At 56.3% G+C, this 12810-nt stretch carries 12 protein-coding genes and 1 pseudogene; 3 read left to right on the top strand and 10 right to left on the bottom strand.

The features are described from left to right. Positions 1-348: 348 nt before the first annotated feature. The 9 genes from QNK41_RS11315 to QNK41_RS11275 form a co-directional block, all read right to left on the bottom strand. Positions 349-3078 carry a 2-oxoglutarate dehydrogenase E1 component gene (locus QNK41_RS11315; RefSeq protein WP_319256812.1) on the bottom strand — a complete coding sequence of 910 codons (2730 nt, stop codon included), beginning with the start codon at positions 3076-3078 and terminating at the stop codon, positions 349-351. Between the two features lie 13 nt (positions 3079-3091). After that, positions 3092-3895, bottom strand: coding sequence for an alpha/beta hydrolase (locus QNK41_RS11310; protein WP_319256810.1), 804 nt, complete (start codon positions 3893-3895; stop codon positions 3092-3094). A 230-nt stretch (positions 3896-4125) separates the two neighbouring features. Continuing rightward, positions 4126-5100 carry an arsenosugar biosynthesis radical SAM (seleno)protein ArsS gene (arsS, locus tag QNK41_RS11305; RefSeq protein ID WP_319256808.1) on the bottom strand — a complete coding sequence of 325 codons (975 nt, stop codon included), beginning with the start codon at positions 5098-5100 and terminating at the stop codon, positions 4126-4128. A gap of 21 nt (positions 5101-5121) precedes the next feature. Further along, a complete protein-coding gene (locus QNK41_RS11300; RefSeq protein ID WP_319256805.1) occupies positions 5122-5454 on the bottom strand; it encodes an arsenosugar biosynthesis-associated peroxidase-like protein in 333 nt (110 codons plus the stop codon). Between the two features lie 334 nt (positions 5455-5788). Beyond that, positions 5789-7276, bottom strand: a complete 1488-nt coding sequence (locus QNK41_RS11295; protein ID WP_319256803.1) for a dihydrolipoyl dehydrogenase family protein — start codon at positions 7274-7276, stop codon at positions 5789-5791. Positions 7277-7287: 11 nt separating this feature from the next. Beyond that, entirely contained in the window at positions 7288-8034 is a 747-nt protein-coding gene (locus tag QNK41_RS11290) for a DUF547 domain-containing protein (protein ID WP_319256801.1), read from the bottom strand. A gap of 217 nt (positions 8035-8251) precedes the next feature. Then, positions 8252-8473, bottom strand: coding sequence for a hypothetical protein (locus QNK41_RS11285; RefSeq protein ID WP_319256798.1), 222 nt, complete (start codon positions 8471-8473; stop codon positions 8252-8254). Between the two features lie 222 nt (positions 8474-8695). Further along, entirely contained in the window at positions 8696-8908 is a 213-nt protein-coding gene (locus tag QNK41_RS11280) for a hypothetical protein (protein ID WP_319256796.1), read from the bottom strand. Between the two features lie 13 nt (positions 8909-8921). After that, positions 8922-9377, bottom strand: a complete 456-nt coding sequence (locus QNK41_RS11275; RefSeq protein WP_319256793.1) for a ferritin family protein — start codon at positions 9375-9377, stop codon at positions 8922-8924. A 198-nt stretch (positions 9378-9575) separates the two neighbouring features. Between QNK41_RS11275 and QNK41_RS11270 the strand changes: the two genes are divergently transcribed. The 3 genes from QNK41_RS11270 (at position 9576) to QNK41_RS11260 (ending at position 12325) form a co-directional block, all read left to right on the top strand. Further along, the gene (locus tag QNK41_RS11270) at positions 9576-10418 is read left to right on the top strand and encodes a rhodanese-like domain-containing protein (protein ID WP_319256791.1); all 843 of its coding nucleotides are present in this window, start codon (positions 9576-9578) and stop codon (positions 10416-10418) included. Positions 10419-10674: 256 nt separating this feature from the next. Beyond that, entirely contained in the window at positions 10675-11787 is a 1113-nt protein-coding gene (locus QNK41_RS11265; protein ID WP_319256789.1) for an NAD(P)/FAD-dependent oxidoreductase, read from the top strand. A gap of 97 nt (positions 11788-11884) precedes the next feature. Beyond that, on the top strand, positions 11885-12325 hold the full coding sequence (locus QNK41_RS11260) for a transcriptional repressor (protein ID WP_319256787.1): 441 nt from the start codon (positions 11885-11887) through the stop codon (positions 12323-12325). A gap of 98 nt (positions 12326-12423) precedes the next feature. On the opposite strand, the pseudogene QNK41_RS11255 reads toward QNK41_RS11260, so the two are convergent. Beyond that, positions 12424-12810 (bottom strand): annotated as a pseudogene (locus QNK41_RS11255) (hypothetical protein); the annotation flags it as partial.

Here is a 12810-nt window from a genome sequence, read left to right as displayed (position 1 = left end):
GGGGTTTAGGCTGAAGGATTAAGGGCAAGGATCGGTTCACTTGATACATTTTTGATTCCCTCGACCCATTTGGTTGAAAAACTGCGAATATCCAATGTCGAACAAGGAACCGCAGAATTAAGAAGGAAGGCATGCTATCGTTTAATAATCGCTATCGCGCAGCGATTCCTTCCTTCGACATTCGATATTCTATATTGGACATTCTACGGTTCGTTTTTTAAATAGTTGTCGATAACGCTGACATCAATTGTCAGGTTTCACGAAAATAATCGCGGCTGGAAGCCGCTCCAACGATACCTCAATACCCCCAATTCCTTAATCCGGAATTCTGTTCTCGGTCATCTTTTCTCAACCCGCCATCCCCCCCGCCTGGTTATGGGGGCCGATGGCCCGGTCGACGATGCCGTCCTGCTCCATTTTATAAATCTTGGGAAAACCCGTGGCCGGGCTCGCAGCGGCATTGCGTCCTACATAGTCGAGGGGTTTCTTCAGCAGTGGCGCCAGTCTGAGCCGCATGAACTGCCAGGCACCCATGTTCTCCGGCTCCTCCTGCACCCAGGTCCAGTCCTTAGCCTTTTTATATCGGCCGATGACCGCCTCAAGGGCCTTTTCAGGAAACGGGTGAAGCATTTCAACCCGAATGATGGCCGTGTCGTCGGCATTGATCTGCTGCCGCCGGGCAATCAATTGGTAGTAAATCTTGCCGCTGCAGAAGATGACCTTTTTGGCTGAGGTCGTCGCTTCCGCATCGCCCAGGATCGGTGAAAACTGCCCATGGGTCAGGTCCTTCAGCGAGGAGACGGCCATGGGATGGCGCAGCAGGCTCTTGGGGGTCATGAGGATCAGTGGCTTACGGAACGGCGCCTTGATCTGCCGCCGCAGCAAATGAAAGTACTGCGCTGGGGTGGTCGGGTTGGCCACCTGCATGTTGTCATTGGCGCAAAGCTGGAGAAAACGCTCCAGTCGGGCGCTGGAATGCTCCGGTCCCAGGCCCTCCCAGCCGTGGGGCAGCAGCAGGGTCAATCCGCACAACTGCTGCCACTTGGTCTGGCCGCTGGCGATAAACAGGTCGATGACGCACTGGGCGTTATTGACAAAATCGCCGAACTGGGCCTCCCACAGGGTGAGCACCTGGGGCCGGGTGACCGCGTAGCCGTATTCAAAACCCAGCACGCCGGCCTCGGCCAGCAGGCTGTTATACACCTCAAAAGGGGCCTGTCCCGCTTCCAGACTATTCAAGGGGGTGTGGGACTGGCCCGTCTCATAGTCCCAGATGACGCTGTGGCGCTGACTGAAGGTGCCGCGGCCCACATCCTGACCGCTGAGCCGAACCGTGTGGCCTTCGGTGATGAGGGACGCAAAGGCCAGGGCCTCGGCACCGGCCCAGTCGATGCCTTCACCGGTGTTAACGGCGTCGAGCCGCTTGTCCAGCACACCCTTCAGCCGGGGGTGGACGGTAAACCCCGCGGGCAAATCGGCCAGCCGGCTGGCCAGTTTGACCAACGTTTGCTTGTCCACCGCAGTATCGACCGATTCAGGGGTAAACGACCCGCTGATCGTCTCCCATTCCGGAAAGAACCTGGGGTCGGGAAAAAGGCAGGTGGCGCCGTGGATCTCCTCAAAGGCCGCATCGAGGCCGCTGGTAACGCCCTGTTCTATTTTCTCCACCTCCGTTTTCGATAAAACACCCTCGGCGACCAGCCGGTCGCCGTACGCCCGGTTCAACGGCGGACGCTGGCGGATGCGCTGGTACATGGTCGGTTGGGTGAAATAGGGTTCATCCCCTTCGTTGTGACCGTACCGGCGATAACAGACCAGGTCGATGACCACGTCCTTGCCGAAGCGGTAACGGTAGTCGGCCGCCAGCCGGGCCACGTGAACCACGGCCTCCGGATCTTCTCCGTGGACATGGAAAATCGGTACCATGAGCATTTTGGCCACATCGGTCGAGTAGCGGGTGGAGCGGGCATCCTCGGGCAGGGTGGTGTAGCCGATCTGATTATTGATGATAACGTGCACCGTCCCACCGGTCCGATAGCCCTTCAATTGAGACATATTCAGGGTTTCTGTCACCACTCCCTGCCCGGCGAAGGCCGCATCGCCATGCAGCAGCACAGGCAGGACCGCCTTGTCGCCGTCGGCTGCCAGCAGATCCTGCCGGGCCCGGGCGATGCCTTCCACCACCGGATCCACCGCCTCCAGATGGCTGGGATTGCTCACGAGATAGAGGGAAAGCGAGGTGCCGTCGGCCATTTTGTGTTCGGTGAGATAGCCGATATGATACTTGACATCCCCGGACCCCACCAAGTCCTGGGGATCGTAGCAGCTTTCGAACTCCGAAAAAATCTCTTCGGCCGGCTTCTCAAGGATGTTGCGCAGCACGTTGAGGCGTCCCCGGTGGGCCATTCCGAAGATGATTTCACGACATCCAGATTCAACGGCCCGCCGGCGCAGGACGTCCAGAAAAGGGATGAGGGCTTCACCGCCCTCCAGCGAAAAACGCGTCACGCCCACATACTTTTTATTGAGAAACCCTTCAAACAGGGATGCTGCGGAGAGCTTGTTGAGGATGTCGACCCGTTCTGCCGCCGTGAGTTCAGCCTGGTTCTTCTCCGGTTCCATGCGAGCCTGAAGCCAGCGGCGCTCGTCCGGGTCCTGAAGGTGCATGTACTCCACGCCGATGCTGTGGCAATAGGTCTGTTTCAGCCGCCCCACGATCTCTCTCAACGGTGCCGCGGTCTGTTCGATCAAACCCGGTGCGGCAAAGGCGCGGTCCAGGTCGGACACGTCCAGGCCAAATGCATCCAGATCTAAAAGCGGGTGAGAGGTGGGGCAGGCGGACAATGGATCCATGCAGGCCAGCAGGTGGCCGAGGTCCCGGTAGCGGCGGATCAGCTCACCCACGTTGGCCTGGCGCAGTGCCTGCTCCGGGTCGGCGTCCGCCGGTCCGGCTGCCCCGGCCAATTCGAATCCCTTGAAGAAGAACTGCCAGTCATCCGAAAGCGACGATGGATCGGATTTCCATTTGCGGTATTGGGCGTCGATAAAATCGGCGCTCAGGGTTTCAGACAGATTCATCTTTCAAGGTCTCCTATGGGCGGTGTCGTTGTTGACGGCTCAGGTCGCCGGGTGCCGGGGCGCCGGCCTGGCGGCAGAACCAGCCGGTCACGGTCCGGGCCACCTGCCGCTGGTGGTCCGGCTGGGCAAGCATGTGATCACCTCCGGCGACAATAGCCAGCTCAACCATCCGGGGGTTTGCCGTTTTGGCCAGATGCGCTTCGGCGACCGGAATAATCTCGTCCCGGTCGCCGTGAACCACAAGCATGGGAATCGTCAACAATCGGGTGGCATCCATCAGGTCGTGCCGGTCCGCATCAACGAAAAAATCCTTGCTGAGCCTGAGCTTCCGCTCGCGACTGTAAAATTCCACCTGCCCGGACTGCTCCAGGGCCTGCTGCTGTGACGACGTGAGAAAATGCATGGGGCGTGTTGCGCTGACACGCCCGGCCACCCGGCAAACAGCCGATACGGTCTTGATTCGCCGGGCGGTAAGCAGGGCGATCGCCGCACCCAATGAGTGCCCGGCCAGACCGATCCACGGGGCGCCTTTTTCCTGGATCAGGGCAATGGCCGCCTCCATCTCCAGGACCTGCTTGGACCAGGTGGACTGTTCAAACCGCCCCTGACTCTGGCCGTTTCCGGAAAAATCGAATCGCAGAGCCATGAACCCGGCTTCGCACAGCGCGGTGCAAATGTGTCGCAGGACACCCGTGTGCCGGGAACAGGTAAAACAGTGGCCGGCGATAACTGCGCCGACCGGTGGACGTTCGGGCTGGTGTAAGGTTCCGGATAGGCTTTCCCCCATCGGGTTGTCGAACTGGATCTGCTGTTCCATTCTCTCTCCGTGGGAAGGAATTGAGATTTTCTTATACTAACAAGATCCATGCCATGATCGTCAAGGCAAAAAGGTCCGGCGACACCGATTTGCTGCATCCAGCGGGCAAACGGTAGAGCGGATCGATTGGATGGTTGCCGAAAAGGAATAGATTGTTCACTTGAGACAGGATGTCTCAAGATGAAACCGGTTATGGAATCACCTGACCCTCAGGTGCCGATAGCCCCGCCTCAGGTGAATCCGGCACCGGCGGTGCAGGTATAGCAGTGGTCTGCCGTGGCAATCGGGTTTCCTTGCTCCGGGCGTCCGATCATGTCGGTCACATGGACCCGGTTTCGGCCCATGGGCAGCCCCCGGGCCAAGTTGAAGTCACAGTCGTACAGGTAACCGTCCCAGGAAACCGACACCAGTGTACGGCACATCACCCCGTCCAGCGCACAGGGGTTGAACGCGTCCGCCAGTTTCTTCAGGTAGGCCGGCAGATTGCCGGAACGCTCCAGCCACCGCCTGAAACGCCCTAAAGGCGCGTTGGAGAAACTGAAGAGATGATTGAAGGTGATGCCCCATTTGCTTTCGAGCATCTGGCGAAACCGCTTTTCCGTCTGGGCCTGATCCGCGGCCATGAAAGCACCCGTGGGGTTGGAGACCAGGTTCAACTCCAAGCCCGTTCCCGGCTGCCCGTATCCCATGGCGTTGAGCTTTTGGAGAGCGGCAACGCTGGCCTTGAATATCCCATCCCCTCGCTGGGCATCCGCCTGGGCCTCGTTGATGGAAGCAAAAGAGGCCACGATGGTGGCCTGGAGGCTTTTGAGCAGGTCCATCAGATGCTCACGCCCCCCGCTGTTCAGGGCCGACAGGTTGGATCGGAAGATGAGTTTCGGCGCCAGGGCGGCAAACGTCTTGACAATGGTGACAATGTCGGGGTTCATCTCCGGGGCGCCGCCGGTGATATCGATCGCTTCAAAGGATACCCGCTCGGCCCAGTCTGCAATCTGGTCGGCGGTCTGACGCGTCATGACCTCGGTTTTACCGGGACCGGCATTCAAGTGACAATGGCCGCAAGTCTGATTGCACAGCAGTCCCACGTTGACCTGGAGAATTTGTGTGTGGCCCCGGGTCAATTTCAACCCATGCCGGGCAAGGGTCCTGGAAAACCCCGTAGGTTCAGTCTCTAACTCGGGAATAAACGGATGGTCGTCAGCCATAATTACCTCTTCGCAGTGCAATTACATGGACATCTTCTCGGCAATATTTTTCATCTGGACGCCGTGCACCAGAGAAGCACCTCCCCGTATGGCGGTGGCCACATGGACGGCTTCAATCATCTCCGCCGTATTGGAACCAGTTTCAAGGCATGAGCGGGTGTACGCATCGATGCAGTAGGGGCATTGGACGGCGTGGGCCACGGCCAGGGCGATCAGCGATTTCTCCCGCTGTGTCAATTCGCCTTCGGCGAAGACCGCTTCGTAATACTCGAAAAACTTTTTCGCCAGGTTGGGATTGTCTTTACCGATATCACCGAATTTGGGCAGATCATCGGGTTTGTAGTAGGTTTCCATGGTCGTCTCCTTTTCGATTGTCCATCAAGAAACGGCATCTCGCGGTCCAGCTCATCGTTCTCGGGTTATTGAGATCCTCGACGTAGCGCTGCTACGCCTGTGGGACATCCCGTGACCCAAACGGGGCGGACTCAATAGCCCTGCGGCCTCGATCTGAACCACGACCTACCATCTCTTGATGGACAATAGCATCAATCAGTCATCCAATAATCGATCGCGGCTGGAAGCCGCTCCAACAATCCCTCAATGCAGTTATTCCTTATTTTGGAATACTTCTCTCTGTCCTCTGTCCTCAGACCTCGGACATCCGACCTCAGACCTCCGACCTCTGTCCTCAGCCCTCCGACATCAGGCTTTTATCCTCGCACACCTCCGGCGTACACGCCCGCCCCTTCAGGTTGAAGAAGAACTTGAGCCCTTTCTGCACCTTCTCGGAAAATATTTTCGGCGAGAAAACACTGCCGGTCACCCGTTTGCTGATCTCTCCCAGCGTGGGATAGGGATGAATGGCCGAAGCCATGGTGGAAAGCTTAACGCCGCCATTTAAGGCGGCCACCCATTCGGCAATCAGATCACCGGCGCGCGGACCGAGGATCTGGACCCCCAGGGGCTTTTCTTTTTTATCAAGGATCAATTTGATCCGGCCTTCGGTCTGACCTTCGGCCAGCCCGCGGTCGTTGTCCTGAAACGCTTCCGTCCAGACGGAATAGTCGAGGCCCGCATCCTTTGCAGCACGTTCGTTGAGTCCGATGCTGGCCAGCTCCGGGTCCGTGTAGGTGCACCAGGGCATCCATGTGTAATCCACCTTGCGCGGCAGGTGAAATACCGCGTTGCTGATGACGATGCCCCCTTCGTAGCCGGCGGCGTGGGTGAACTGGTAGCCGCCGCTTACGTCACCGGCAGCAAAAATATGTTTCCGATTGGTGCGCAGCCGTGCATCCACCGTGATGCCCGTTCGGTCGAATGCCACACCCGCAGCATCCAGCCACAGGTCCTCGACATTGATCGAACGGCCCAAGGCCACCAACACCGCATCGGCCGTTAAAACCACCGAAGCACCGTCTCCCAGCTTCAGGGCAACGCTTTTTTTCTCACCGGCCGCAAATGCACGGTCGACGGCGGCACCCAGGTAAAATTTTACGCCTTCGGATTCCATGACCGCCTGGACCGCCTCGGCCATGTCCGGATCCTCCTTGCCTAAAATCTGAGTGGCCTGATCCACCACCGTGACTGACGCTCCTAACCGGTTGAATGCCTGGGCCATCTCGATGCCGATGGGTCCGGCGCCCAGCACGATCATGCTGCCGGGGAGTTGATCGAGAGAAAAAATTTCCCGGTTGGTGATATAGTCGATCTCCTTCAGTCCCGGTATGGGGGGGGCGGCCGCAGAAGATCCGGTGGCAATGACCCAGGTCTTGGCGGTGATGGCCCGGCCATCCAAATCCACGGTGTGGTCATTCTTGAAAAAAACGGTTCCGAAGGCCACCTTTGCTCCCAGTTTGCAGAACCGTTCTTCCGAATCATGCTTCTGGATGACGGCGATGACATCCTGTATCCGCCGAGCGATATGAGTAAAATCGACTGGCGGCAGGTCCACTTTGGGCAGCCCGAAACGATCGGCGTGTTTCATCTCATGGTAAACGTGGGCCGAACGGATCAGGGTCTTGCTGGGCACGCAGCCATAGTGCAGGCAGTCTCCGCCGAGGGCAGGCTCCTTTTCGATCAGCAGGGTCTTGGCTCCCAGCTGCGCCGCTCCCGAAGCGACCGTAAGACCGGCGGCGCCGCCGCCGATAATGCCGATATCGTAGTCATAGTTTGCCATCGTCGTCTCCTTCAGGTTCCGTTGAGGGACCAGTCGTAATCCAGGTATTTGACCTTGACTCGACCTTTGTTTTTCACCAGCTGATCATTTAGCGGGGCGTCAGCATATTTAATGAAATAGCCGATGACATCACCATGAAAATCTTCCGAGAACCAGTCGAATATTTTGCTGACCCACAGGGTCTCGCCTTCCAGTCGGTTGAACCGGGGGGCATTGATGAAAGCCTGAGCCGCCTGGTTCAGTTGATCGTTCAGGCGGCTTCCCGTAAACGGATCGCCCTGAAGGGGCGGGCAGCTCTTGGATGCACAGTTGACGGCGAAATGGACCCGCGGATCCTTGAAGCGTTTTCTCAGAATGTCGTGTTCAATCTGGTCCAGGGTCAACAGGCCGCCATCGATGCGGGCGATCTTTTTCTTCCAGGGTGATGAGAACAGGCCCCCCAGATCCTTGATGGAACGAAGATCCGGGTAGCGGGACAGGATCAGTTTGATGGTCCATGCATTGTATGCGTTGATGTAGAATGCAAATTGGTCGTCTGTTGACAGCGGTTCCGGATCGACGGCGGCGAGCGCCGCCAGGTATTGATCCAGAATGGCCTCGTCATCCTTAAAGCCTTGGTAGTCCACGACACCATCTTTTACATGTTTGCTCAACAGGGAGGCAAACAAGGCGTGATCCACCTGCGCAGCCTGCACGCCGGGACCGGCAACCCATATCCCGGCAATCAGGAGGGTCGTCACTATGAACATCGTTTTCATACGGCCCCCCGGAGAAAGTTAATCCTGTTGATCTCGGTACGGTTTTTCAGGTTGGTCGCGCAACGGATGAGAACCTTACACCGTTTTTTGCCCGCTCAAGCAAAAAGCGCTCGGGCCGGTTTGTCGGCAATGGGATACAACTAGATGACCGTTCGATTCAACCTCGTGGGGCGCATGGGTGCGGATCTTCCACCTGGTCTGGGCCTGAACAATACTGCTATTCTTTTCCGGGCCATTGAACACCGGTCTGTTCATCGACCACATAGCAGAACCGGTTCCATTCGAATTCCCGATGGCTGAACGGACAGTGGAGTTTCACCTTGCGGTCCGTAACTGCCACCACCTCCCAGTCCCCTTTGCGGGGTCCGCCTTCAATATTGATTTTCTGACCCACCCTGAACGGGTAGGGGTTGAATACGGTCACGTCATGGGTTTCCATGGTTGCTCCCAATGGGGGTATCGTGGACTAAGGGTTGGGGCATCACCTGAAGGTATCTCTCAGTCTCAAGATCCTCAAGTTTAGTGTTCACCCATAAATGGTAGATTGTGGTCCAGACCAAGGCCGCAGCTTAATTGAAACCACAGGCGTAGCAGCGCTACGTCGAGGATCTCAATTAAGCGAGAACGCAGAACTGGGCCGCAAGATGCCATTTATGAATGTCTATTTGATTTTATTGAACTTGTCATGCCACGCACACGCATTGCAAAAGGTTTCCGTGGCATCGCCGACCTGTGGGCACTCGTCATCATCCAGATCTTCTTCAAAACAGACTTCACCATCCTGGCACTCGAACTCGTATACATCGTAGTCGTCGTCGGGATTTTTGACATGGAATTTTTTACAGCCGCATACCGGGCATTTGGATTGGGTCATTGTCAAACCTCCTTTACCAGACCTCGGGGTAGCCGATATCGATGAAGGCGGATTCCATTTTCAGTTTGTGATCCCGCTCCATGGCTGCCAGATCCAGGAATACCTGCCGTTTACCGTCGTCATCGCACATCTCGGCCATCTCAGTGTACTGCTTCATGGCCGCTTCCTCCTTTTTCATGGCCAAGGCAAAGGCGTCGGCCGGCTTCATCGCCATGGACAGTTCCGGCTCGTCCACGGTTTCGGCCACCTTGTAGTCCCGCGATTCGGAAAAATAGCGATCCATGGTGTTGCTGGTGTAGATCTTGGTCAGGATATCCCGGTGGTTCTTCTCCTCCCCGGCCAGAGAGGCAAAGAGCTTTTTCAGGTGTGGGTCTTCGAGTGTATTGGCTGCATCGTCATAGAATTTTCTGGCCGCAACCTCGTTGGCGATGGCCTGCTTGATGATATCCTTGTAGTCGTTCAGGTTCATGATGCCCTCCGTTTGCTTTGAATAAGATTGGGGAAATGTGGACTCACGGCCCATGCTTAGAGGTTAATGCTGCAATTTTGAATTGCAAACCGTATGCCATCTAAAAAGCAATGGCTGAAAGGAATGGTTTTGTGTATACTTGCTTTACCTTTCCGTTCCGCCTATACACGAAACAACCCTATCAATGCGGAGGATCCCATGAACTGGCGACCATTTCTGACCCCCGTGACATCCATCGACACCGACCAGGCCAGATCCTATCTTGCGGGCAAAAAGGTGGACGAGGTGACCATTCTGGACGTGCGCCAACCTTTAGAGTACAAGGCCGGCCACATTCCCGGTGCCGTTCTTACGCCGCTGCCGGAGCTCACCGACCACATGCAGCGCATCGACCGCACCAAGCCGGTGATGGTTTACTGTGCATCCGGCGCCCGCAGCCGGATGGCCGCGCAGCTGCTTTCCGGGCAGGGCTTCAACCCAATCATCAACGTGGCCGGCGGCTTCAACGCCTGGACCAGCGAAGCGGCGTTCATGGGCGAAGAGAAGGGGCTGGCACTTTTCGATGGGGTCACATCGGTGGAACACGCCCTGGCTGTGGCTTACTCGCTCGAAGCGGGTTTGAAGGACTTTTACGACTCCATGGCAGTCAAGGTGGACAGTGACCCGGCGAGACAACTGTTTCACCAACTGTCTCAAATTGAGGTGAAACACCAGGATCGCATTCTGGAGCAGTACACCGAACTCACCGGCAAGCCGGTCACCCGGGACAGCTTCGAGGCCCGACAGGTACCGGAGGTGTTGGAAGGGGGGCTGACCACCGAAGAGTATGCCAACCTGCTCATGCCCGCTTACGACACGGTGCAGGAAATCATCGAACTAGCCATGTCAATCGAAGCCCAGGCCCTGGATCTCTACCTTCGAGCCTCGGAAAAGGCGCAAAACGAAGCCGGCAGAAAAGCCCTGATCCAGATCGCCAACGAGGAAAAGGAACATCTGGCAAGGCTGGGTCAGTTGATGGAGGAAACCATGAGGATGCCGTAAACCTTACGATCTTCACGGCTTCATCATCGTTCACAATTGATCAACCCGAAACGAATCTATTTAAAATAACAAGATTCAAACACCAAATTCCAAATAATTTCCAAAATTCAATATTCAAGTTCCAAATAACGACAAAAACCGATGATCGTATGGTATTTGAGATTTGGGAGTTGTGATTTATTTGGGATTTGTATTTTGGCGATTGTTAATTTTCCTTTATCTTAAAAGTACCCATAATTAGGACAATAGACCCGTCATGAAAAAACAATTGGTGCTTATCGGCGGCGGCCATGCCCACATGGTCACCCTGGCCAACCTGGCCACAATCACCGAACAGGGTCACGACGTCACCGTCATCGGCCCATCGGAATTTCACTACTACTCGGGCATGGGTCCGGGGATGCTTGCCGGCACCTACCGGCCCGAAGATATCCGCTTCGCCACCCGGCATGTGGTCGAAAAACAGGGGGGAACCTTTCTGCAAGGTAAAGCGGCCACGATCGATCCCGAACAGAAAATGGTGACTCTGGAAAACGGCCACACCGTTCCCTACGATGTACTCTCCTGCAACGCGGGCAGCCATGTTCCCAAACCGGCCATTGAAGGGGATATTGCCGACATCTTTACCGTCAAACCCATCGAGCGGCTCATGGAAGCCAAAGACCGCCTGGTCGACCATTTCAGCCGGCACGCTCCGGATGTGGTCATCGTCGGCGGCGGTCCCTCTTCGGCAGAGGTGGCCGGCAACGTCTGGCAGCTGGCCACAACCACCGGCGGGCACATGCCGCGCATCACCGTCTGCGCCGGCAGCGCCTTCATGTCCGGCTTTCCCGCATCGATCGGCCGCAGGATCGCCAGCACATTGGGTCGGCGGGGGATCACCATCCGCGAGGGCGTCTACGTGAAATCCGTATCCCGCGATACCATCACCCTGGATAACGGCGAAGCCCTGCCCGCGGATTTCATCTTTTTAGCCTTGGGTGTCACGCCATCCGCTATTTTTGCAGATTCCAACATCGCCACGGGACCCGACGGCGGCCTGCGGGTCAACCACTTTTTGCAGAGCACCCAACATCCCAGCATCTTCGGTGGCGGCGACTGCATCTACTTTCAGGACCAGCCCCTGGACAAGGTGGGTGTCTATGCAGTCCGCCAGAATCCGGTTCTGTTCCACAACATTCTGGCGCAGTTGAACGGTGGTGAACTCATGCCCTTCGACCCGGGCGGCGACTACCTGCTGATCTTCAACCTGGGTGGTGCATCCGGTGTTCTTAAAAAGCGCTGGCTGGAATTCGGCGGACGACCGGCGTTTATTATAAAAGACTATATCGACCGGAAATTCATGAAAGAATTTCAGGCCATCGAATAGGGGCCCTGTTTTTGGGGCTGTTGACACCCATACCTCGCCTTTGCTACTTGTTGATAATCATTTTCCTTAAAATCGCCCGACATCATCGAGTATGCCAATGCCAGATCCTGAGATCCGAATGCGAAAAATGGTGGACGCCCTTCGGGAAAACCAGTATCGAATCACTCCCCAGCGCCTGGCTATTCTGAAAGTACTTGCCGAGAGCAAGGGACACCCCAGTGTTGAGTCAATCTACGAACAGGTTAAAATCCGCTATCCCACCACCAGCCTGGCCACCATCTACAAAAATGTGGCTGTCCTCAAAAACCTCGATCAGTTGCTGGAACTGGGTTTCAGCGATGACAGCAACCGGTATGATGGCAACAAACCTTACGACCATCCCCACGTGATATGTACTGTTTGCAGGAAAATTCTCGATCCTGACATGTCGGCCCTGGAGGATATGACCCAGGAACTGGCGCGGGAAACCGGTTTTGCCATCACCCGTCACCGCCTCGATTTCTTCGGCATCTGCCCGGACTGCCAGGCCAGGCAGTAGGATCTTCTTCTGAAGTCATTAAAATCGTCATTCTTAACGGAAGAAGATAATTTTTCCGGCCGAATCAGAGTGCAACAACTGTGGACTAGGCGTGTCGATTATTTTTTTGGTGGGAATGACTGTCTGGCTTTGCCGAAACCGACAATGACGCCGTCAGCATCTACAGCCATGACCGAAAACTCATACTTATGCCTGCCACTCGGCTGGCAGGGGCCGTTATAGCCGAGTTTGAGGGCACCGGCAGGGATGACCCCCGACCCGTCATGCTTGACCTGGCCGCCTCCGTGGTTCCATTCCGGCAGGCTGATATCTTTGAGCCTGACCCGCAAATCGGTAGTAGCGTCCGGAACGGCTGAGACTCGGAGTTCCGGAGAATCATGGGTGCAGGCTGCGATTCCTTCCCAGGAAAATTCCACCGTCATCTCAGCAGCGTCCCTGGGGATCTTGATCTTGTCTGGATTGTTGGCGCAGCCGGCAATAAGAAT

This window comes from Desulfosarcina sp. (assembly GCF_033791525.1).
Lineage (GTDB): Bacteria > Desulfobacterota > Desulfobacteria > Desulfobacterales > Desulfosarcinaceae > Desulfosarcina.
This window is presented reverse-complemented; position numbering and strand designations above follow the sequence as displayed.